This window comes from Klebsiella sp. X13 (assembly GCF_003323835.1).
GTDB classification, from domain to species: Bacteria; Pseudomonadota; Gammaproteobacteria; order Enterobacterales; family Enterobacteriaceae; genus Klebsiella; species Klebsiella ornithinolytica.
In genome coordinates, this window is record NZ_CP030874.1 from 760435 (window position 1) to 781789 (window position 21355).

The following is a 21355-nucleotide window of genomic DNA, read 5'->3' on the forward strand; positions in this document are numbered from 1 at the left end:
GATGACCTTTTCTATCGCAGCATATTGCCCGGAAAGCGGGCAGTTTGGTATTGCGCTCAGCTCCTCCAGCATTGCCGTCGGCGCCCGCTGTCCCTGGCTACAGGCCGGGGTGGGGGCGGTATCCAGTCAGAACATCACGTTACCGGCGCTGGGTCAGCTGGCGTTAGCGCAACTGGAACAGGGATTCGCGCCGGACATCGCGTTGCGCAGGGCGCTGGCGGAGGACGATTTTAGCCGCTACCGGCAGATCATCGCCATTGACGCCAACGGACAAACCGCCGCCTTCAGCGGCGATAAAACCCTTGGTATTTATCATGTTGCCGAAGGAGAAAACTGCATTGCCGCTGGAAATATGCTGGCCAGCACGGCGGTTATTGAGGCAATGGTGACGGGTTTTCAGCAGAGCGAAGGCGAAATGGCGCTGCGCCTGCTGGCCGCGCTACAGGCCGGTCTGGCCTGCGGCGGTGAGGCCGGCCCGGTTCACTCTGCGGCGGTGAAGGTTGTGGATGACTATTCGTGGCCGCTGGTGGATTTGCGTATTGACTGGAGCGAGGAGGATCCCATTGGCGAGCTGGCCGCGCTCTGGCAGGCCTATGAGCCGCAGATGCAGGCCTATATCACGCGCGCGCTCGACCCGCGGGAGGCCCCCAGTTACGGAGTACCGGGCGATGAATAATGAGGTGAAGTCGATACTGGCAACGCTGCTGGCTTTTGATACCACCAGTCGCGAATCCAATCTCGAGATGATCGATTACATAAACCGCTTTCTGAGCGGTTTTGGCATTGAATGCCGGCTGTTCTACGATGACGACGGCAAAAAAGCCAATCTTTACGCCCGCCTGGGGCCGCCGGGGCCGGGGGGCGTAATGCTCTCCGGCCATACCGATGTGGTTCCGGTTGACGGCCAGCGCTGGACGGTCCCTCCTTTTGCACTCACCCTCCGCGATGGCCTGTGCTACGGGCGCGGCAGCACCGACATGAAGGGCTTTATCGCCTGCGTGCTGGCCTCTGTTCCCGCCTTCCTCGCACAGCCGTTAAGCATGCCTCTGCACCTGGCCTTTTCCTATGATGAGGAGGTGGGATGTCTCGGCGTCCGCAGTCTGGTGAACCATCTTAAAGCCTCAAAGGATAAGCCCGCCCTGTGCATTATCGGTGAGCCGACGGAGATGCGCCCGGTCTACGGCCATAAAGGCAAACTAGCCATGCGCTGCCATATTCACGGTAAGGCCTGCCATTCGGCCTATGCCCCCGATGGCGTGAATGCCATTGAGTATGCGGCGAAGCTGATTACCCGCTTAGGCGTACTGGGTGAAAAGCTGGCGCTCAGGCAGGATGCGCGTTTCGACCCGCCGTACAGTACCGTTCAGGTGGGGCTGATTACGGGCGGCGCGGCGCTCAATATTGTGCCTGAGCGCTGCCAGTTCGATTTTGAAATCCGCCATTTGCCGGATGTGTCGCTCGACGAGACGCTCACCGGGCTGCAGGCGTATGCCAACGATGAACTGGTGCAGGCGATGCGCGCGGTGGCGGCGGAGGCAACGATCCGCTTTCAGCCGCTCAGCCAGTATCCCGGTCTGCTGAGCGATCCGCAGTCGGCCTTTGCCGGTTGGCTGGCGCAATGGGCGGGAAATGATACCTTCTCCACCGTCGCCTTTGGCACGGAAGGTGGGCTGTTTGACGAAGCGGGCGTGGCAACGCTGATTTGTGGGCCGGGAAGTATGGAGCAGGGACACAAGCCGGATGAATTTATTGCTCTGAGCCAGCTGGATCAATGTCTGGCGATGCTGGATAACCTGCGCCACTGGATGGCGGCCTCCTGAATCTTTTGCGCCCGGACCCGGGCGCATTTCCACAATCCTCTTTTCCCGCATTTTTTCCGTTATCTCTTTTCGCTGCGGCCGTTCTTTATTTCGCCGCGGTCTTTTCCTGTTGCCCGTGGCGGAATAAAAAAAGCTCCGGAACCTGTCCGGAGCTAAATGATGACTGAGGGAATATATTGCTTTAAATTTTCTCTTTCGCAAAGGCCATCTTTTTGACCGTCTTCGCTCTGGAGAGGTAATAATAGACAGGAGAAACGACCAGCAAACCAATAATCCATGATAAATCTGCCCCGCCAAATGACAGCGCAACAGGTCCGGTATAGATCGCCGTCGACATAAACGGCACTTCCACGGCGATTCCCAGTAAATAGCAGAAAATAGCCGTGGCATTAAAATAACCGTAGATTCCGCCATCGCGTTTAAAGAAGGACTCAACCTCATATTCGCCATGGGCGACCAGGTAGTAATCCACCAGATTAATCGCCGTCCACGGCACCAGCACATATAACAGCACGGTAATAAAGTTGGTGTAGATTAATAAAAAGTTTTCCTGACCATAGATCGCCAGTGATATTTCGAGAATCATCGTGAGGATGGCGGTGATTATTCTGGCGCGGGCCATCGGCGACCAGCCATCAATAAAAGTCTGGCCCAGGGTCAAGGTGCAGAGAACTCCGCAGTACAACATCATGGAGTTTGTGGCGGCGATCCCCAGCGCCAGTACCACAATGACTACGGCGCCCATTCCGCCGGTTAGATCGATAATGCCCTGAATAATATCATCATTACTAATACAGACAGCCACCAGCACGCCGAGGACCATCGGCAGGTAGGAGCCTAAAATGCAGCCAAAATAGCTGGCATAAAAAACGCTTTTATCGTTGGTGCTGTAGGGCATATAGCGTGAATAGTCAGATACATAGGGGGCATAGGCCAGCTGCCACAGCGCCGCAATGGATACCGCGCCGAGGAAGCCAACCTTGTTGAAGCCGCCGCGATCGAGGAAATCGACCGGCAGGCCGTGCACAAACACGATCCACAGAAATGTGGCAGCCAGCACAATACCGGAAATCCACGACATAATTCTGGCGTAGGAGTGGATGATTTTATAGCCAAAGATGGTGGCGAATAAACTGAGTGCCCCGACGACAATAATCCCGACGTCGGAGTTCATCGGCTTATAGATAGCGTGCATTGACTGCCCGCCTAATACCAGGCTGGAGGCAGTAAATCCGATATACATTAATACCACGATCGATACCACCAGTACCGAGCCGTAGGAGCCAAACTGCCCCTTAGTTTGCACCATTTGCGGCACGCCGAGCCTCGGGCCCTGCGCCGAATGCAATGCCATAAAAAGACCGCCAACCAGGCTGCCGATAAGCAGGGCAATAACGGACCAGAAAAAAGAAAGGTGGAAAATGGTCACCGACATGGCACCGGTGATCACGGTTAATAACATGATATTCGAGCCGAACCAAATGGTAAAAAGATCGCCGGGTTTACCGTGCCGCATATTAAGAGGAATAGGTCTTATAGTATTACTTTCGAGGTTTTCAACGTGAACGGATTGAGGTTTAGTCATGGTGCTCTCTCATCACTGTAGGGCTAAATCAGCGTTAAATGGATATTCCAATGAGGAGTACAGCTAATCTACTCATCATAACATTTCGTTTACTATTGTCACAATCTCGTATCATTTTGGAAATTATTAAAAATGTCGAACGTCGATATAAAAAAAATGCTTTACCTGCATCCGCCATCCTGAATCAACGCGCTGAATAAACCGTCAAATCTATTTTTTAGCGATTTATGCTGCTTTAATTGGGATTTAATAATTAACCCGCTGGAAGGCTATTTTCAGGCAGATAAAACTCCGTGGCGGTGGCCATTGCCTGGAATGATTGGTTGTACCGTCGAATGAGAAAGGCCTGATAAATATGTGGAAAAGCGATCGTGCCAATATTAAGCAATGATATTTATACGGGAATACCACTTACACCATGTAAATCAGTCTGTTACACCATGATGTGCGATGATTGAGGTGTTGAAAGGATGGCGAAATGGAATATATTGTGCGCAGCACTGCACCATGAAGTGCATTTATCGGGAGTGTGCAGTAGATCAATATTTACAACACGGAGTGTTCTCTTTTCTCTTTATCTTGTCGTGAATGTCGCTGCTGAAAACGGCCGTCATCCCCGGTGTAATAGCCGGGGATGACGGCCTCTGCCCGGGCAGAGGCTGACGGTGCTCTCGCGGTCAGTAGCCGACGGTGTACACCCGGCCGCTCTGTATCCCTTCCACGCTGCGGCGATAGGCCTGGGCAACGGCGGCGGCAGGGACGCTGGTGAAGCCGGGGAAGAAACCGTCATACGCGGCGAGCGACTCCGTTAATACGGTGGGGCTTATCAGGTTGATACGGATCCCGCGCGGCAGTTCGCAGGCGGCGGCGCGGACAAAGCCCTCCAGCCCGGCATTCACCGTTGTGGCGTTGACGCCCTGGGCAATCGGTTCATGGGCCACAATGCCGCTGATAAGCGTAATCGAACCGCCTTCATTGAGATAATGCTGCCCGGTTAGCGCCAGGCGGATTTGCCCCAGCAGTTTGTCCTGCAGGCCCTGGTTGAAATCCCGGTCCGTCATGGACGCCAGCGGGCCAAAGAACAGATTGCCGGTGGCCGAGACAATCGCATCGACCCGGCCGACAGTTTCAAACAGGGCTTCGACGCTCGGCTGAGAGGTGATATCCACCTGAAGATCGCCCTGAGTGCGACCTACGCGAATGACTTGATGTTGACGGCTCAGTTCTTCGGCGACGGCGCGCCCGACGGTACCGCTGGCACCAATAACGACGATTTTCATGGCTGACTCCTGATCGGTTGTGAGCCTCTATTCTTTAATGAAACAGTTATCGGATAAACTGGCTAAAAGTTAGATGATTACTAACCAGAGGTTTGTAATATGGATAAGCTACGCGGAATGGAGACATTTATTGCCGTGGTGGAGTGCGGCAGTTTTACCGACGCGGCATCGCGGCTGGAGATGTCGGCGGTGATGGTCGGCAAATATATCGCCCTGACGGAGCGAGAGCTGGGCACCCGACTGCTTGAGCGCAACACCCGGCGCCAGAGTCTGACCGATGCCGGGCGCGTCTATTATGAAGAGGCCAAACGGGTACTTGAACAGGTTGCGATTGCCGAAAGCTCGGTCGAACGATTGCGACTGGCGCCGGCCGGGACGCTGCGCATCAGCGCGCCGACCTCTTTTGGCGCCTGCGTGATTGCGCCGCTGACCGCCTCTTTTTTACAGGCGTGGCCGGATGTTCGCATCGAACTGGATCTGACTAACCGGATGGTCGATCTCGTCGATGAGGGCTTCGATCTGGCGATCCGTATTGGTGATATTCACCACACCGATCTGGTGGCGAAATATCTCTGTCCATATCGGATGGTGATTTGCGCCGCGCCCGCTTACCTGGCTCGTCACGGCACGCCAGTCGTACCGGCGGATTTGGTCGATCACCTTTGCCTGTCCCATACGGTGTGGACGGCGCGTAATGAGTGGACATTGCCGGGGGCGCAAGACGCGGTGCGCTGGAAGCGCGATGCGATTCTGCGCTGCAATGATGGTTACGGCCTGCGCATGGCGGCGATAGCCGGCGCCGGGCTGCTGCTCCAGCCTGAGGTCTTACTGAGCGCGGCGCTGGCCAGCGGCAAACTGGTGCGCGTGCTGGAGGCCTATACCCCGCATCCGCGCCCGGTACATTTACTCTGGCGGCAGGATCTTCGCCCGCTGCCGAAGCTGACCCGCTTCGTAGAGCATGTGCTGAAAGAGGGAAAAGGCTATTTATGAACGACGGTTAGCGGGCCGGCTATTTTAAGGTCGTTCGGGCGAACGCTGGCGCACCCGCGTGCGGCCTGCCAGGATTCCGTAGACCCGCGCCACAAAACGTTCCTTCTCCCAAACCACCGTTGACAGACATCGGCATACATCAGGCAAATCCACACTACGCCATGAAAATCTGCTGGCCTGCCGTGACCAGCATGATTCCGGCGGCGGATTTCTTGTTCAGTCACGCAATGCGTGCTGCCAGTCGGCGATCAGATCCTGCGGATCTTCAATCCCGACGGAGAGACGGATCAACTGAGGCGTGATGCCATTGGCCAGCCGTTGTTCCAGCGGAATTGAAGCATGGGTCATGCTGAACGGTTGGCTGACCAGGCTCTCCACGCCCCCCAGACTCTCTGCCAGAGTAAACAGCTTCAACCTGCTGATGACCTGCTGCGCATAGATATCATCGCCTTTCACCACCACTGAAATCATCCCGCCCGGCAGCGCCATCTGCCGGCGCGCCAGCTGATGATGGGGATGCGATGCCAGCCACGGGAACCAGACTTTTTCCACCTGCGGCTGCTGTTCAAGCCATTCGGCGAGGGCCAGCGCATTGCTGCTGTGACGTTCCATACGCAGCGCGAGAGTCCGGATACCGCGAAGCGTCAGGAAGCTGCTGAACGGGTCAAGTACGCCGCCCAGCGCATTTTGCAGATAGCCCAGCTTCTCCGCCAGTTCGCGATTGTCACCGACGACCGCCAGCCCGGCGACAACGTCGGAGTGGCCGTTCAGGTATTTGGTCGCCGAATGGACCACGATATCGAAGCCCAGCTCAAGGGGGCGGTGGATGACCGGCGAAGCAAAGGTGTTATCGGTGACGCTGATAATATTGTGCCGACGGGCAATCGCCGCGATAGCGCTGAGATCCGCCAGCTTCAGCAGCGGGTTGGTCGGGGTTTCAACCCAGATCATGCGTGTATCCGGCTGGATAGCGGCTTCAAGAGCGACCAGATCGTCGGGTTTGACCCAGCTTACCCGCAGCCCCGCGCTGTGACGGCGGACGTTCTCAAGCAGGCGCCAGGTCCCGCCGTAGACATCATCGACGGCCACCAGATGGCTGTCTTTATCCAGCAGCTCAAGGACGGTGGAAATCGCCGCCAGCCCTGAAGCAAACGCGTAGCCGCGGCTGCCGCTCTCCAGCTCGGCAATCGCCGTCTCCAGCGCGTGGCGGGTCGGGTTGCCGCTGCGTGAATACTCATAGCCGGTATGCTGCCCCGGCGCGGGTTGGGCAAAGGTGGAGGTGGCGTAAATCGGCGGCATAACGGCGCCGTGCCCATCGTTAAAGACGCCGCTGTGTACGCTCAATGTATGTAAATTTTTCATCTTTCATCCTTAGTGTTCAAGTCGGTTGCGCCAGGTCGTCAGCACATCGCTGCGGGTGATGAGACCCAAAAAGCGTTCGTTGTCAGCGATAACGGCCACCAGGCCGCGATCGAAAATGGCTTTCAGTGCGCTTTCCGGCGCGTGTCTATCCAGCGTTTCTACGTTGCGGGTCATCGCTTCGCCAACGGGCAGTGAAAAGCGTCGGCTGTCGCCCTTGACGTGGCTGATCAGATCCCACTCATCGACGATGCCGACGACGCGGCCGTTTTCCAGCACCGGCAGCTGCGAAATGTCATACAGACGCATGCGCGCGAGAATGGCGGCGAGGGTGTCGTCCGGAGCGGCGGTAACGGTAGCCCCTTCATCGTGGCGTAGGGCGATAAAATCGGTTAAATCGCCGCGGGTCGGCCGGCTCAGTAGGCCCTGCTGACGCATCCAGTCGTCGTTAAACATTTTGGAGAGGTATTTGTTGCCGCTGTCGCAGGCGAAGGTGACCACGCGTTTAGCACTGGTCTGCGCCCGGCAATAGCGCAGCGCGGCGCTCAGTAAGGTGCCCGTTGACGAACCGGCAAGCACCCCCTCGGTTTGTAAAAGCTGTCTGGCGGTGGCGAACGCTTCGCCATCGCTGATGCGATAGGCCGTTCGGACGCCATCCAGATGGGCCAACGGCGGGATAAAATCTTCGCCAATCCCTTCGACCAGCCAGGAGCCTGTTTCACCGTAGCGCCCGGTTTCAACCTGGTCGGCAAGGATCGAGCCCGCCGGGTCAGCAAGAATAAATTGGGTTTTTGGTGAATGTCTGGCAAACCAGGCCTGCAGGCCGCCGAGGGTTCCCCCGGAGCCGACGCCGACGACGATGGCGTCGATATCGCCGTCCAGCTGATCGTATATTTCGGGCGCGGTAGTGGTGGCGTGCGCCAGCGGGTTGGCTTCGTTATTGAACTGGTCAATATAGAACGCGCCCGGGGTTTCCTCCGCCAGGCGGCGCGCATAATCCTGATAATAGGCGGGGTGGCCCTTATTCACATCCGAGCGGGTGAGGAGCACTTTGGCTCCCAGGGCGCGGAGATGGAAAATTTTCTCCCGGCTCATTTTGTCGGGAACCACCAGCGTCAGGGCGTAATTTTTTTGTGCGGCGATAAGCGCCAGTCCCAGACCGGTGTTACCCGCCGTCGCTTCAATAATGGTACCGCCGGGTTTTAATTTACCCAGCCGTTCCGCCTCGTTGATCATCGACAGCGCGACGCGGTCTTTGATCGACCCGCCGGGGTTCTGGTTTTCCAGCTTTAAAAACAGGCTGCAGGGGCCGGTATCCAGCTTATGCAGTTGAAGCAGGGGAGTGTGCCCAATAAGGTCGCTAATGGAGTGAAAAACTGACATAACTATTTGCCCATTCGTATCGAGATATTTGAATGGTAGGTCTGCAAAATTGGTATTTTAAAGAATATTTGTCCGGCATTAAGAGCGAAATGGAATATAAGATGCTTTTTAGCCGTCCGGAGGGAAAGCCTGTTAGCCGCCTGGGCGTGTTGATTTCCAGATAAGGCCTTTTTTGCCGTATTTTTCACCGAATTATCGCTTTTCCGGCGGCGCTTATCTTTATTTCGGCAAAGGGTTGTCGAAAATATTCCATAGGCTGACAGGCATTGTTATGGCTGGTTAATATTATTTTCGCCAGCTGCGCTAATTCACCGGCAGCATCAGCGACGTGCCGCAGCTGCGGCAGCAAGAAGTCGCGGTCGGGCCGCGCAAAGCACAAAGTCGGCTATTTAATGCCGGTATTGATACATGCTGAGGCGATGTTCTGCATGATAAGCTCTTTTAATAAGCTGCTCCCCGGAAAGGGCAGTAATAAAAAGTGCTGGTTTGCAAAAAGGTGATATGTGCCGGAATTTATTTCATTAGCAATAAGCTCGTTTTGGCCGATGCTCTATGCCGGGCTGGTTTTTACTATCCCCATTACGTTAATTTCATTTTCCCTCGGTCTGCTGCTGGGGTTTATCGTCGCGTTGATTCGTTTATATGGCCCGGCGCCGTTGAAAAGCGTGGTGCGTTTTTATGTCTGGATTATCCGCGGCACGCCTTTGCTGGTGCAGCTGTTTCTGATTTTTTACGCCCTGCCCAGCGTCGGGATCACCCTTGATGCCTTTCCGGCCGCGGTTATCGGCTTTACCCTGAACGTCGGCGCCTTTACCTCGGAGGTGATCAGGGCGACGCTGCTGTCGGTCGCCAAAGGGCAGTGGGAGGCCGCGCATTCTATTGGCATGAGCTGGGGGCAATCGCTGCGTTATATTATTCTGCCGCAGGCGGCGAGAGTGGCGGTGCCGCCGCTGTCGAACACCTTTATTTCCTTAGTTAAGGATACCTCGCTGGCCTCGGTAATTACCGTGCCGGAGCTGTTTTTAGCCGCCCAGCGTATTGCCGCCGTCACCTATCAGCCGCTGATTCTGTATAGCGAAGCGGCTCTGCTCTATTTATTAATTAGTTCGGTCTTATCATATTTACAGTCCCGGCTGGAATTACGTTTAGAAAGAAATACGCTGGTAAAGGAAGAACATCATGATAACGCTGTCCGGACTTGAAAAGAGTTTCTCCCGCCAGAAGGTGCTGCATGATATTTCACTAACGATTCCTGAGGGCAGCGTGACGGCGCTGATTGGCCCATCGGGCAGCGGCAAAAGTACATTATTACGCTGCATTAATTTACTGGAAATCGCGCAGGCCGGGAAATTAACGATTGGTAATGAGGAGATTATTTTTTCTCCCGCCGCGGCGCCAAAAAGAAAAGACGTTCGGCGTATTTGCCAGCAAACCGGCATGGTCTTTCAGAACTTCCAGTTATTTCCGCATCTGTCGGTGCTGGAAAATATTATGCAGGGGCTGGTGGTGGTGCAGAAATGGCCCCGTGAGCGGGCGAGGGCGCGGGCGGAAGCGCTGCTGGCCAAAGTCGGGCTGGCGCATAAACGCCATGCCTGGCCGGCGATGCTCTCCGGCGGCCAGCAGCAGCGGGTCGCCATTGCCCGGGCGATGGCCCCCTCGCCGAAAGTGCTGCTTTGCGATGAACCGACCTCGGCGCTGGATCCTGAGCTATCCCAGGAAGTGATTGCCGTTTTGCGCCAGCTGGCGCAGGAGGGAACGACGATGCTGATGGCGACCCACGATCTTCGGCTGGCGGCAAATATTGCCAGCCAGGTGGTGTTCCTCGAATCCGGCCAGATTGTGGAGAGCGGGACTTCGCGGGACATTTTTACCCGGGCAAAGAAAACGCGTACGCAGCTTTTTATTTCCACGCTGACCGAGACGTTTCCCGATTCCTGGGAAATTTAAAAAAATAATCCGGCAATTCAGATAAAGGAGTGAATGATGAAAGTATTGATGAGCGCATTGCTGGCTACCGCCATTCAGCTGAGCGTGACGCACGCGGCCTGTGCCGGGGAAAACCTGGCGCAGATAAAATCAGCGGGGGTATTTAAAGTGGGTACCGAAGGGACCTTCCCGCCTTTTACCTATCATGATACCTCCGGCAAGCTGGTGGGGTTTGATGTCGACATCGCGCGTGAAATTGCCCGCCGGATTGGCGTGAAAGCGGAGTTTGTCGAGGGCAAGTGGGACGGTCTGGTGGCCGGGCTGGACGCTCACCGCTACGACGCAGTGATTAATCAGGTCTCGATCACCCCGGAGCGTCAGGCGAAATATGATTTTTCGGTCCCCTATATCACCCCGAAAGCGGTACTCATCGTGAATAACAATAATCAGGATATTCACACCTTTGCAGATTTGAAGGGCAAAAAGTCCGCCCATACGTTAACCAGCAACTACGCGCAAATTGCCCGTGAAAATGGCGCGGAGGTCGTGGGAACGGATGGCTTTGATCAGTCAATCGCCCTGGTGTCACAGGGGCGCGTGGATGCGACCATCAACAGCAACCTCTCGTTCCTCGATTTCAAGAAACACAAGCCCGACGCGCCGGTGAAAATCGTGGCGGAAAGAACCGATGCCGAACAGGAGGCGGTGCTAATCCGCAAAGGGGAACCGGAGCTGCGCCAGGCGATCGATGCCGCCATCGCCGATATTCGCGCCGACGGCAGCTACCAGCGAATTTCCAGCCAGTATTTCGGCGCGGACGTCTCGAAGTAGCCCCGCGGGCTACGTGAGCACGCTGTTTCTGGCCAGACTCGCCTTGCGGTACTGCAGCGGCGTCTGGCCCATCATCTTCCTGAAGCAGGTAATAAAGTAGGTGACTTCGCTAAACCCGACTTCGGCCGCAATCTCATCAATACTGACGGTGGTGTTACGCAGGAGATCGCAACTGCGCTTTATTCGGCGCGTCAGCAGATACTCGTGGATGCTGCCGCCCGTTTGCTGGCGGAATATGCGCGAGGTGTAGCTGCGCGACAGGCCCAGCGCCTGGGCGAGTTCATCGAGCGAAAATTTGTGGGCGTAGTGAGCCTCCACCCAGCTCATAATCCGCGACGCGACCGTCTGCTGCCGGGGAATACATGGCTCGGGCAGCGCGGGGAGAAAACCCATTATCTGCATCACCAGAAAGGCAACCTCACTGGTGGCGATCTGCCCGCCGTGATACAGCCCGTCAAATTGCGTCAGAATTCTCTCCATGAAAGGGCCGTGTTCGCTGAGGTCGTAAATTTGTGCCGGCGCATTGCTGGCGGCAAGCGTGGCAAACTGGGCCTGATGGCGCGCAAACCCCCGCATAATGCTTTCAACCACCGACTGTTCAATATGCATCGTGGTGCGGTGGTAGGGATTTTTCTCGCTGTGGTCGACCTGGACTTTGTGCAGGCGAAACGGTGGAAAAATAAACATGCGTCCCGGGCGAGCGGTGTAGTGCTGGTTATCTACCACCACAATGCCATAGCCGCTGGAGATATAGAGGAATTCCACGCACTGGTGCCAGTGATAGTAAGACGCGCTGGTTGAGCGCAAGCGGTTAAAAGAGATCGCCCGGCTATCGAGTGTGATGCGTTCCAGTCGCTGCGGTTCACTCATTTTTCCTCCAGGACAATAGATTTAAATTTTTACGCCATCATTTGCAATTTATCCCCCCGTCTGCGTGAAATATCCAGCAAAAATGAAATGGCGGTTTAATTTTGTGATTGTGCTCACTTAGCCGCACAAATAAAAGCGACTATTCTTCCTCCTGTTGACGTATAAACAATTTTATAAAATCGAAATAACAATAACTTATCTAATTCTCGTGTCATGACGGGAGGACCTTTTGCAACCTGAAAATATTCATCTGACCAACCCTTTAAGAACCCGCAACGACCTCCGGCAGCTGGTTAATGAGCTGCTGAATGCCGTGTCGCCCAATTTTAAAAATGATGCCAGCCGTGTCGATCTGGCGAATTTCACCGCCCATTACGGGCAACAGGTGGCGAGTATGGAAACCTTCTCGCGTCTGCTGTGGGGCGTCACGCCGCTGCTGGCCGGCGGCAGCGAGCCGTCACAGTTTTCTTTCTACCTGCAGGCCATTAAAAACGGCACCAACCCGCAGCATGCCGATTACTGGGGAGAAGTGAACCCCTACGATCAGCGCATCGTGGAGATGGCCGCCTATGGTCTGCTGTTAGCGCTGGCGGGCGATCGCGTGCTGGCGCATTTCAACGAGCAGGAGAAAACCCATCTCTGGCGCTGGTTAAAACAGAGTGAAACGCAGGCGATCCCGGACAATAACTGGCACTTCTTTCCCATTCTGGTACAGGTCGGTTTTCATCACGCCGGGATGCCGACTAATCCTCAGGTGCGGGAAGCGCATTTTAGCGCCATGGAGGGCTACTACCTGGGCGACGGCTGGTATTCCGATGGCCCGGACAGGCCGCGGGACTATTACATTTCGATGGGCTTTCACTTCTACGGGCTGATTTACGCGAAGCTGATGGCCGATATCGACCCGCTACGCTGCGCAGAACTGCGTCATCGGGCGCTGCTGTTTTCCGCAGACTTTATCCATTTTTTTGCCGACGACGGGGCGGCCGTGCCGTTTGGTCGCAGCCTGACCTATCGCTTTGCTCAGGCGGCTTTCTGGAGCGCGGCGGCTTTTGCCGGGCTGGAGGCGTTCTCCCCGGGAGTGATCAAGGGCATCGTCCTGCGCCATCTTCGCTGGTGGCTGAAGCAACCTCTGTTCGATCGTGATGGCGTGCTGAGCGTGGGCTATAGCTACCCGAATCTGATCATGGCGGAGGATTACAATGCGCCGGGTTCTCCCTACTGGGCCCTGAAAACCATGCTGGTTCTGGCGATGGGTGAGGATGATCCCTTCTGGCTGGAGCCGGAGCTGCCGCTGCCAACGATCGCCGCGCAGCACAGCATTAAGCATGCCGACCAGGTGCTGGTGCATCAGACCGATCACCTGTGGATGCTGACCTCCGGCCAGCTTGAGCTGAATAACTTCGTCAATACCGAAGCGAAATACTGCAAGTTTGCCTACTCCACGCGCTACGGATTCACCATTGAGCGCGGGCGCTATGGGTTAAGTCACGCTGCGCCTGACTCCATGCTGCTGCTGTGTGAGAAAGATGATTACTGGCGCGGGCGGCGCGACTGTGACGCGGTGACGACTGCCGATGGCATGATTTATAGCCGCTGGCGGCCGTGGCGCGATGTGGTGATTGCAACCTGGCTTATCGCGATGGGCGACTGGCAGCTGCGCGTACATCGAATCCACACTGCCCGCGCGCTTGATACGGCCGAAGGGGGATTCAGCGTGCCGAACCGCCCCCTGCCTCAGGTGCTGGACGGGGAGGGCGGGTGCCGGATCATCACCCCTGCCGACACGTCGGCCATTCTCTGCCTGAGCCCGCAAAGACGCTGCGGCGAGGCGATACTGACGCCGCCCAACAGCAATCTGCTGTTTGCCGAACGCGCGGCGGTTCCGGTGTTACGCGGTGATTTAGCACCAGGAACTCATCTGTTGTTAAGCGCGGTCTGGGCGGGGAATCCCGACACCTTTGCACCGCAGGGTTGTCCGCAGGCCTTCATTGGCGATGATGCTGTACGCTTCGTGACGGCACAGGAAGAAAAACATCTCACGCTGTCCCCGGAGAACGTCCTATGACCCCTTCATCCTCTGTGCGTGGCGCACAGTACAAAATGAGCGCCTTTATCTTTCTCTACTTTTTTACCTGGTCCTCCAGCTTTGGCCTCTACGCGCTGTGGCTGAGCCAGAAAGTCGGCCTCGATAGCATCACTATCGGCAGCGTATTCGCCATCAACGGCGTGTTCGCGGTGATCCTGAAGCCGGTCTACGGCTACATCATGGATAAGATCGGTATGAGCAAATGGCTGCTCTATTTTGTCTGTGCCGTGTCGGCCCTGATGGCGCCGTTCTTTGTCTTCGTCTATCAACCCCTGCTGCAAAGCCACACGACGATCGGCATCACCCTTGGCGCGCTCTATTTAAGTCTTGGCTGGTATGCGGGCGTCGCGGCATCGGAATCCTATGCCGATCGTTTTAGCCGGCTGTACGGCCTGGAGTTCGGCCGTATTCGTATGTGGGGATCGCTCGGCTGGGCGATGGCCGCCTCCGTTTCCGGGCTGCTGTTCAACTTCTCGCCGCTGGCTAACTTTCTGCTGAGCAGCAGTACATCGCTCCTGATGCTGCTGGTGTTAATCAGCCTGAAAATTGGCGATGAGCAGCTGCGTAATAACAGCGTGATTTCAGCGAACAAAATCGTTTTTAGCGACGTGATGCAGTTACTGAAAAGCCGCAAATTCTGGATGTTCAGCCTGTATGTCGCCGGTGTCGCATGGATGATGTTTATTGCTGAGCAGCAGTTTCCACGCTACTTCGTCTCCTTTTTTGCCACCAAAGAGCAGGGGAATGCCTGGTATGGCTACCTGAGTACCGTGCAGTCCGGGATGGAGTTCGTGATGATGATGTTCATTCCGCTGTTGGTGAATCACTACGGCGCAAAACGGGGGCTGCTGTTCTGCGGCTGCGTTGTCGGGGCCAGGCTGATCGCTTCGGGCCTGACCAGCGATCCGCTGATCATCTCGATTATTAAACCGTTTTATGGCGTCGAAATCGCGCTGTTGCTGATTTCGGTCTTTAAATACATTGCCGAGCACTTTGATCGCCGAGTCAACGCCACGATGTACCTGCTGGGTTATCAGGCGATGATCTACGTGGGTTCAATTGTGGTGGCGCCGCCGGCGGGCTACCTCTACGACAAAATCGGTTTTGAGCATACCTATCTGCTGATGGGCAGCTGCGCCCTGCTGTTTACCCTTATCTCCGCTTTTACGCTTTCGCGCTGCCGCTCTACATGGGACGCATCGCGACTTTTTTCCCCGGCGCTGGACACCAACCCGGTTGAACCGGCCAAACATTAATTCAGGAGTTGTTATGACCAAAAAGGTGATTACCGAAGCCCTCCGTCCCGTCGAACTGTATCAGGTCGACCGGCTGGCGCTGCGCCAGAAGCTCGACGATGCGCTGGCCAGAGTGACCCGCAAGCTCGATAGAAATATTGTCGCATTTGGCGATAAATTCCCGGGCGAGGCCTGTGAGAACGGGATCTGGCCACGCTCTGAAAACGTCGAGTGGACGACCAGCTTCTGGCCGGGCCAGCTGTGGCTGGCGTGGGAAATGAGCGGTAATCCCGCCTATCGCGAGGCTGCCGAGCGCTACTTGCCCTCTTTTGCCCGGCGCATCGAGGAGCGTATCGATACGGCGACGCACGATCTGGGGTTTCTCTATACCCTCTCCTGCGTCAGCGCATGGCGACTCACCGGCAACGAAGCCGCCCGCCAGAGCGCGCTGCTGGCCGCGGAAACGCTGATGGAGCGCTATAACCCGACGGCCAGAATCATTCAGGCCTGGGGGGATCTGAACGACCCCGAACAGCAGGGGCGGATGATCATCGACTGCAATATGAATTTACCGCTGCTCTACTGGGCCAGCGAGCAGACCGGGGACCCGCGCTATGCGCAGGCGGCCACGGCTCATGCGCAACAGGCGGCGCGCTATATCGTGCGTGAAGACGCCTCGACTTACCACACCTACTACATTGACGTGAACACCGGCGAGCCGCGTTTTGGCAACACCCATCAGGGCTATAGCGACACCTCCTGCTGGTCCCGCGGCCAGGCATGGGGCATCTACGGCTTCCTGCTCAGCTATCGCTATACCGGTGATAAAAATATGGTGGAGCTGTCGCGCAGTCTGGCCCACTACTTCCTGAACCGCCTGCCGGAAGATGATGTGTGCCACTGGGATCTGGCCTTGCTCGGTACCGACGCGGTACGCGACAGCTCGGCGGCGGCAATTACCGCCTGTGGCCTGCTGGAGCTGGTCAACGCGCTGCCGGCGCTCGATGAGCATCGCGCGCATTACGAGGAGATGGCGTTGCGTATCGTCCAGTCGCTGACCGATAACTATCTGGCGACCGACGATGACCCGACCGAAGGGCTGCTCAAGCACTCGGTTTATCATATGGGCAGTGGAAAAGGGGTGGATCAGTGCTGCAGCTGGGGTGACTACTTCTATCTTGAAGCACTGGTACGCCTGCGCCAGACCTGGTACTCGTGGTGGTAAGGGCGGAATGGAGAGAGAGAACATGAAAACGGTAGCCGTTTTGTTGGCCCCGGGCTTCGAAGAAGGGGAAGCGATTGTCGCAATCGATGTTTTACGGCGCTTGAATATCCACGTACAGACGATCGCCTGCGCGCAGACGCGGGAGGTCGTCAGCTACCACGCTATTCCGATGATAGCGGACAGTACGCTGGCGGAAAGCACAGACCAGACTTTTGACGCGGTGATCCTGCCGGGCGGGCCAGAAGGGAGCGTCTCTCTGGCCCAAAACGAGCAGGTTATCGCCTTTGTGCGCCGCCACGATGAACTGGGCAAATATCTCTGCCCGATTTGTTCCGCCGCGGCGCGCGTGCTGGGGGGCAACGGCCTGCTGAAAGGCCGCCGCTATGTCTGTTCCGGCGAGCTCTGGCGGCAGGTGACCGACGGCGTCTATGTTGACGCGGATGTGGTGGAGGACGGCAATCTGATTAGCGGCCGGGGGCTCGGGAAGGTGTTTGATTTTTCCCTGACGGTGGCGGCGCGTCTGCAGGGCGATGAGGCGGCGGCCCGTGAGCATGCGGAGCATATCTATTACCGCTGGTAGCGTAGGGCAGGGAGCGTGCCGGTTGTCAGGTGCGCTGAGGTGAGCAAAAACGGGCCCGGGCGATGTCCCGGACCTTTGCGTTCACGCTTATCGTTTTACTCACCACGCATAGTGGGCGGACCGCTCACTGGTAGGAAAAGGTAATACTCGCTAGGGCATTGGCGGAGCCTGGTACCAGAGGACCGGTACGAACGTAGCGCGCCTGAAAGGGCAAAGAGAGCGCCTGCACTGCCGTGGTGGTCTCGATAAAGAACTGATTGGTGGTGCCCGACGCTGAGCTGTCTGGCCCCATCATCAGCGGACCGCTGCCGTTGTAAAAGAACTGAACCCCCACCCCGGAGGCGGTGGAGTCGCCGGTCAGGGTCACGGTGGAGGAGGTGTTTGATGGCGTCGTCTGATCCGTCATTACCGCATAGAGCGCCACCTGTTCGTCGCAGGTGAGGCTGACGTTAAATGCGCCTGACGGCGAGGTATCGCCCACGTCGGGTAGCGTACGTACATCAAGGGTACCCAGTTCGACACTGGCGCTGTCTGTGCCGACCGTACAGCCGCTGGCCGTCACCGTCACGGTGGTCGGGTCAATGATCACCTGAGCGGTTTTGGTTTCGTTGTTATACGCCGTCAGGATGGCGGCATTAATGGTCGGGATGGCGTAGACGCCCGTTTTCAGCGCACTATCGGTTTTGATGTAGGTCAGCTTCGCCGACCAGCCTAAATCAAACGCCATGCCGCTGGTGCCCTCGGCGGGATAACTTTGGGTCACCCCGTTCTGTAACGGTATGTAGGTCGAGCCGTTGAAATCTTTCAGGCCAAGAATATAGCCGATTCCGGGAACCCCGGTTGCAAAAACGGTGTAGTTTGCGCCATCAACGTTGACCGAGAGTCCGGCGAGAACCGCGCTGCTGCTCGGTTCGAGCGTGCCTTTGCTACAGGTAAAAATATATCCGCACCAGAACACCTGTTGCACGCTGACCGTGGCGATCCACGTCGAGCCGATGATGTTGCCAGGGACGACGGAATCGGCAGGGCCGGTATAGGTCATCGGCTGCGGAGAGAGCGTAATATCGGATTTCCAGTTCAGGGCAAAAACGTGTGTACTGGCGCACAGCCAGCCGATAAGCAGTAAAAAACGCATCATTGATACTCCGTAGTCCAGGTGGCGAAGGCTGACACTTCTCCGGTATTGACGGCGGCCCCCGTGGCCACCAGTCGCGCATAAAAGGTCATCTGTACGCTTTCATCTCCCGAGATACCGTAGGCCGTGGTTTGGCTTTCCAGCGGCACCTGAATGCCGTCTTTATCGAGGATTTGTACCGCGACTCCGGTTGCGCCGCCGTCTGCGACCTTAATCAGCTGCGGGTTGAGTTCGTCCGGCGTGCCGCTAAAGCGGATCTTCGCTCCGGTAAAGGTGGGGCCGCACTCTTCCAGTTTTAATGTGAAGGCGCTTTTGATATTGCTCACCGCACCCGCTTCGCGAAACTGCTTAATACCGATGGTGCCCAGCGGAACGCTCTGTTCTTTGGAATCCGCGGAGACGATGCAGGTATTGCCGATTAAATGACCGCTCACCGAGACCAGAACGTCATAGCCGTAAGCGGGGACAGTCAGGACAACAAACAGCGCGATAGCGGGCAGGCGGGTTGTTACTGGCATATCACCTCCTGTGAATAGAGGCCGGTGCGGGGGTTATAGTCCTGCTGACGCAGACGATATTTAACGCTGCAGCTTTTGCCGCTTTCCTGTCCCCAGACGGCGTGCAGCGTGCCTTCAAGAGGCAAGCCCGGCAGATACAGGCTGCCGGCATCGCCAACGATACTGCTGGTTTGCTCATCGGCAAGCGATACCACGGCGCCAAACGGTAGCACCTCATGGTGGCGACGAATGACGAACAGGGCTTTAGCCCCCTGGCGCGTGACCATAGTGGCCCGCACCAACGCGCCATCGGTCGGCGTTTTGCTGACGATGGCGTTCTCCAGCTCAACGTCATTTCCGGCGGTAGTGACATCCAGCGCCACCTGATTGACGCGATACGGCGTGGCATAGGGGATCACCGCATAGCCTCGGCTATCGGTTTTGATGCCTTTATGGTTGAGCACCGACACGTTGCCGGCCCCCGGCGCTTTGATCAGAATATTGGTGTTTCCCAGCGGCTGGCTCAGCGTCAGACCATCTTCATGAAGAACCGCGCCGCCGCTCATGCCGTAGCTCAGGTTGCGCGAGTCGCGGGAGTAGCTATAGCCCATGTTGTAGTCTCCCCATGGACCTGCGTACTGTAAGGCGGTATCGGCGCCGTACTGTTGCTGCGCGCTGTAACGCTGATTGACGCTATAGAACACATTCTCCATACCGGGCAGGTAGCCGCTGAGGCCAGCGCTATTGCTCGCCCCCGTTGAGCCGGCATGCGTGGTGGTGAAGCGTGCGCGGGTCGCCAGCTGTGGCGTGCCAAAAGGGACGGAGAGCGACAGGGCGAAGATATTTTCATTCTGGTTAGCGAACAGGTTGCCGCTGCGTTGAAAACTGACGCCAACGGCGACATGACGGAACATGGCATTCCACGCCAACTGTATGCTTTGCGTCTTGTCAGGGGTATGCCAGTAGGTTTGCTGATCCCATGACAGCGAGAGCGAGCCGAATCCGCCCATCGGCTGCGACAGCAGCAGCTGGTTTTTCGCTTTGCGCAACAGATGCAGGTTATAAAGATTCTCATAACGGGTAGTGACGCTACCGTCAGCCTCGACTACCTGTTTTGCTACACCGCCCTTCATCCCTTTGTAGGCCGTATCGCTGAGGGTATAGAACCCCTGAGTAGAATAGCGCAGCGAATAGAAATTAAAGCGCGTGCCAAAGTCGTTGAGCCGTTTGCCGTATCGCAGGCGCAGGGAATCTCCGCTGTAGCGACGCTCGTTCGCCAGCCTGCTGTTCGCGTGAGTGACATCCAGCGAGTAGGCGCCAAAGCGCCCGAGATTTTGCCCTACGCCGAGCGCCAGCCCGCGATAGTTTGCAGACAGCTGCGCGCCGCCGTAAAAAGTGAGGCCGTGCTGCCAGCCGTAAAATAGTTCGCTTTGGGCGAACGACGGGGAGTCCTGATTGCCGACGGGACGAAACTTCCCGGCATTGAAGGCATACTTCAGCTGTCCGGAACGTACCAGGTTCGGTACGCTGGCAAACGGAACGGTGTACTGGGTTTTGCTGCCGTCGCTCTCCTGAATGGTCACGGATAAATCGCCGCCCGATGAAGTGGGGTAGAGATCTTTCAGGATGAAGGCCCCGGCGGGGACGTTTGTCTGATAAATAATGTTACCGTTCTGCCGTACGGTTACGGTGGCATTACTCCGTGCGATACCGCGAACTTCCGGCGCGTACCCACTCAGGCTGGCGGGCAGCATATTGTCATCTGTTTTCAGCGTTACGCCGCGCAGGCCTACGGCATCAAAAAGTTGTGCGGAAGTGTAGGTCTCTCCGACGTAGGCCTGAGCGCTCAGAGCGGGGATATCCCGTTGGAGCCAGGTTTGCACGTGGGTAAGCTTATTGCTCTGTTTAGTCCACGTGGTGTAATCGCGCAGCCGCCACGCCCCGAGGTTCACGCCGCTGTTCAGGCTGGCGAAGAGCTGGCGATCGCGGATCCGCGTGTCGCCGCGAAACTCATTCCTGGAACCGTTGACGATATAGTTCATCCACGCGGCGTGGATACCATACTCCCAGCTTTCCTGGCTGACATAGCCCCTTGGCAGATTACGCATAACGCTCTGCGGCAGGCTGAAACTGAGGGCGAGCGTTTTCTGGTCGAAATCAAAGCGGGCGCCCGGGAAGAGCGCGTCTAAAAAATAGCATGGCCGGGCCAGCGGCAGCGCTTCGTCTTTGGCCTGACGGCTATCGATACCCAGCGCAGCTATTTGCGCTGGCGTGACGCAGGGCAGGGCTTCGTCTTGCCCCTTGCTCCGGTTGATGCTGAACTTCACGTTGCCGGTGAAAGCGTAATTGTTATTAATATAAACATTAATATTGTACTCGCCGGGCGGTAACGCATTTCGCGCATTAACCCATGAGAGATCGGCGATGTTCTCGTTCTCACCGCTGAGGAAAGCAGGATTAAACTGCAAATCACTCTCTGCGGCGGCGACATGCTGTATGACCACGGCATGGACCATGGCCATGGCGCAAACGGTTTTTGCTTTCACACGG

At 56.6% G+C, this 21355-nt stretch carries 18 protein-coding genes; 10 read left to right on the forward strand and 8 right to left on the reverse strand.

The window, feature by feature from the left end:
• Position 1: 1 nt before the first annotated feature.
• Together DSD31_RS03745 and argE are read left to right on the forward strand one after the other, a co-directional pair.
• Positions 2 to 676 carry a DUF1028 domain-containing protein gene (locus DSD31_RS03745; RefSeq protein ID WP_004867657.1) on the forward strand — a complete coding sequence of 225 codons (675 nt, stop codon included), beginning with the start codon at positions 2 to 4 and terminating at the stop codon, positions 674 to 676.
• Positions 669 to 1820 (forward strand): acetylornithine deacetylase, encoded by a 1152-nt coding sequence (argE, locus tag DSD31_RS03750; RefSeq protein WP_004867651.1) that lies wholly within the window; start codon positions 669 to 671, stop codon positions 1818 to 1820. Before DSD31_RS03745 ends, argE begins: the two co-directional genes overlap by 8 nt.
• Positions 1821 to 2001: 181 nt before the next feature.
• Here the strand turns inward: argE and DSD31_RS03755 are convergent, their stop codons facing one another.
• Together DSD31_RS03755 and DSD31_RS03760 are read right to left on the reverse strand one after the other, a co-directional pair.
• A complete protein-coding gene (locus tag DSD31_RS03755; RefSeq protein WP_004867649.1) occupies positions 2002 to 3405 on the reverse strand; it encodes a purine-cytosine permease family protein in 1404 nt (467 codons plus the stop codon).
• Positions 3406 to 4082: 677 nt separating this feature from the next.
• The gene (locus DSD31_RS03760; protein ID WP_044349558.1) at positions 4083 to 4685 is read right to left on the reverse strand and encodes a short chain dehydrogenase; all 603 of its coding nucleotides are present in this window, start codon (positions 4683 to 4685) and stop codon (positions 4083 to 4085) included.
• Between the two features lie 99 nt (positions 4686 to 4784).
• Between DSD31_RS03760 and DSD31_RS03765 the strand changes: the two genes are divergently transcribed.
• A complete protein-coding gene (locus tag DSD31_RS03765) occupies positions 4785 to 5675 on the forward strand; it encodes a LysR family transcriptional regulator (protein ID WP_048023358.1) in 891 nt (296 codons plus the stop codon).
• A 216-nt stretch (positions 5676 to 5891) separates the two neighbouring features.
• On the opposite strand, the gene DSD31_RS03770 is transcribed toward DSD31_RS03765, so the two are convergent.
• Together DSD31_RS03770 and DSD31_RS03775 are read right to left on the reverse strand one after the other, a co-directional pair.
• Positions 5892 to 7037: a trans-sulfuration enzyme family protein gene (locus DSD31_RS03770; protein WP_015585718.1), complete on the reverse strand. Its 1146-nt coding sequence runs from the start codon at positions 7035 to 7037 to the stop codon at positions 5892 to 5894.
• 9 nt (positions 7038 to 7046) lie between these two features.
• Complete coding sequence (locus tag DSD31_RS03775; RefSeq protein ID WP_160873388.1) at positions 7047 to 8423, reverse strand: pyridoxal-phosphate dependent enzyme; 1377 nt, start codon at positions 8421 to 8423, stop codon at positions 7047 to 7049.
• Between the two features lie 539 nt (positions 8424 to 8962).
• On the opposite strand from DSD31_RS03775, the gene DSD31_RS03785 reads away from it, so the two are divergent.
• From DSD31_RS03785 to DSD31_RS03795, 3 genes are read left to right on the forward strand one after another with little or no spacing between them, the layout of a single operon-like run.
• A complete protein-coding gene (locus DSD31_RS03785) occupies positions 8963 to 9619 on the forward strand; it encodes an amino acid ABC transporter permease (protein ID WP_004867630.1) in 657 nt (218 codons plus the stop codon).
• On the forward strand, positions 9597 to 10364 hold the full coding sequence (locus tag DSD31_RS03790; protein ID WP_004867626.1) for an amino acid ABC transporter ATP-binding protein: 768 nt from the start codon (positions 9597 to 9599) through the stop codon (positions 10362 to 10364). Before DSD31_RS03785 ends, DSD31_RS03790 begins: the two co-directional genes overlap by 23 nt.
• A gap of 36 nt (positions 10365 to 10400) precedes the next feature.
• A complete protein-coding gene (locus DSD31_RS03795; protein ID WP_113990837.1) occupies positions 10401 to 11174 on the forward strand; it encodes an amino acid ABC transporter substrate-binding protein in 774 nt (257 codons plus the stop codon).
• Positions 11175 to 11183: 9 nt separating this feature from the next.
• Here the strand turns inward: DSD31_RS03795 and DSD31_RS03800 are convergent, their stop codons facing one another.
• A complete protein-coding gene (locus DSD31_RS03800) occupies positions 11184 to 12044 on the reverse strand; it encodes an AraC family transcriptional regulator (RefSeq protein ID WP_113990838.1) in 861 nt (286 codons plus the stop codon).
• Positions 12045 to 12273: 229 nt separating this feature from the next.
• On the opposite strand from DSD31_RS03800, the gene DSD31_RS03805 reads away from it, so the two are divergent.
• The 4 genes from DSD31_RS03805 to DSD31_RS03820 are packed head-to-tail and all read left to right on the forward strand — an operon-like array spanning position 12274 to position 17173.
• Positions 12274 to 14112, forward strand: coding sequence for a DUF2264 domain-containing protein (locus tag DSD31_RS03805; protein WP_088883663.1), 1839 nt, complete (start codon positions 12274 to 12276; stop codon positions 14110 to 14112).
• Positions 14109 to 15389 (forward strand): oligosaccharide MFS transporter, encoded by a 1281-nt coding sequence (locus DSD31_RS03810; RefSeq protein WP_015585721.1) that lies wholly within the window; start codon positions 14109 to 14111, stop codon positions 15387 to 15389. Before DSD31_RS03805 ends, DSD31_RS03810 begins: the two co-directional genes overlap by 4 nt.
• 13 nt (positions 15390 to 15402) lie before the next feature.
• Positions 15403 to 16593: a glycoside hydrolase family 88 protein gene (locus tag DSD31_RS03815; protein ID WP_044349572.1), complete on the forward strand. Its 1191-nt coding sequence runs from the start codon at positions 15403 to 15405 to the stop codon at positions 16591 to 16593.
• Between the two features lie 22 nt (positions 16594 to 16615).
• Positions 16616 to 17173 carry a DJ-1/PfpI family protein gene (locus tag DSD31_RS03820; RefSeq protein WP_015585722.1) on the forward strand — a complete coding sequence of 186 codons (558 nt, stop codon included), beginning with the start codon at positions 16616 to 16618 and terminating at the stop codon, positions 17171 to 17173.
• Positions 17174 to 17297: 124 nt separating this feature from the next.
• Here the strand turns inward: DSD31_RS03820 and DSD31_RS03825 are convergent, their stop codons facing one another.
• From DSD31_RS03825 to DSD31_RS03835, 3 genes are read right to left on the reverse strand one after another with little or no spacing between them, the layout of a single operon-like run.
• Entirely contained in the window at positions 17298 to 18308 is a 1011-nt protein-coding gene (locus DSD31_RS03825) for a fimbrial protein (RefSeq protein ID WP_015585723.1), read from the reverse strand.
• Positions 18308 to 18826, reverse strand: a complete 519-nt coding sequence (locus DSD31_RS03830; protein WP_044349574.1) for a fimbrial protein — start codon at positions 18824 to 18826, stop codon at positions 18308 to 18310. Before DSD31_RS03830 ends, DSD31_RS03825 begins: the two co-directional genes overlap by 1 nt.
• Positions 18817 to 21351 (reverse strand): fimbria/pilus outer membrane usher protein, encoded by a 2535-nt coding sequence (locus DSD31_RS03835; protein WP_113990839.1) that lies wholly within the window; start codon positions 21349 to 21351, stop codon positions 18817 to 18819. Before DSD31_RS03835 ends, DSD31_RS03830 begins: the two co-directional genes overlap by 10 nt.
• Positions 21352 to 21355: the final 4 nt, after the last annotated feature.

Excerpts from the sequence above, each read along its gene's own strand:
- DSD31_RS03745 (WP_004867657.1), top strand. The coding sequence starts at position 2 with ATGACCTTTTCTATCGCAGCATATTGCCCGGAAAGCGGGCAGTTTGGT.
- argE (WP_004867651.1), top strand. The coding sequence starts at position 669 with ATGAATAATGAGGTGAAGTCGATACTGGCAACGCTGCTGGCTTTTGAT.
- DSD31_RS03755 (WP_004867649.1), bottom strand. The coding sequence starts at position 3,405 with ATGACTAAACCTCAATCCGTTCACGTTGAAAACCTCGAAAGTAATACT.
- DSD31_RS03760 (WP_044349558.1), bottom strand. The coding sequence starts at position 4,685 with ATGAAAATCGTCGTTATTGGTGCCAGCGGTACCGTCGGGCGCGCCGTC.
- DSD31_RS03765 (WP_048023358.1), top strand. The coding sequence starts at position 4,785 with ATGGATAAGCTACGCGGAATGGAGACATTTATTGCCGTGGTGGAGTGC.
- DSD31_RS03770 (WP_015585718.1), bottom strand. The coding sequence starts at position 7,037 with ATGAAAAATTTACATACATTGAGCGTACACAGCGGCGTCTTTAACGAT.
- DSD31_RS03785 (WP_004867630.1), top strand. The coding sequence starts at position 8,963 with ATGCTCTATGCCGGGCTGGTTTTTACTATCCCCATTACGTTAATTTCA.
- DSD31_RS03790 (WP_004867626.1), top strand. The coding sequence starts at position 9,597 with ATGATAACGCTGTCCGGACTTGAAAAGAGTTTCTCCCGCCAGAAGGTG.
- DSD31_RS03795 (WP_113990837.1), top strand. The coding sequence starts at position 10,401 with ATGAAAGTATTGATGAGCGCATTGCTGGCTACCGCCATTCAGCTGAGC.
- DSD31_RS03800 (WP_113990838.1), bottom strand. The coding sequence starts at position 12,044 with ATGAGTGAACCGCAGCGACTGGAACGCATCACACTCGATAGCCGGGCG.
- DSD31_RS03810 (WP_015585721.1), top strand. The coding sequence starts at position 14,109 with ATGACCCCTTCATCCTCTGTGCGTGGCGCACAGTACAAAATGAGCGCC.
- DSD31_RS03815 (WP_044349572.1), top strand. The coding sequence starts at position 15,403 with ATGACCAAAAAGGTGATTACCGAAGCCCTCCGTCCCGTCGAACTGTAT.
- DSD31_RS03820 (WP_015585722.1), top strand. The coding sequence starts at position 16,616 with ATGAAAACGGTAGCCGTTTTGTTGGCCCCGGGCTTCGAAGAAGGGGAA.
- DSD31_RS03825 (WP_015585723.1), bottom strand. The coding sequence starts at position 18,308 with ATGCGTTTTTTACTGCTTATCGGCTGGCTGTGCGCCAGTACACACGTT.
- DSD31_RS03830 (WP_044349574.1), bottom strand. The coding sequence starts at position 18,826 with ATGCCAGTAACAACCCGCCTGCCCGCTATCGCGCTGTTTGTTGTCCTG.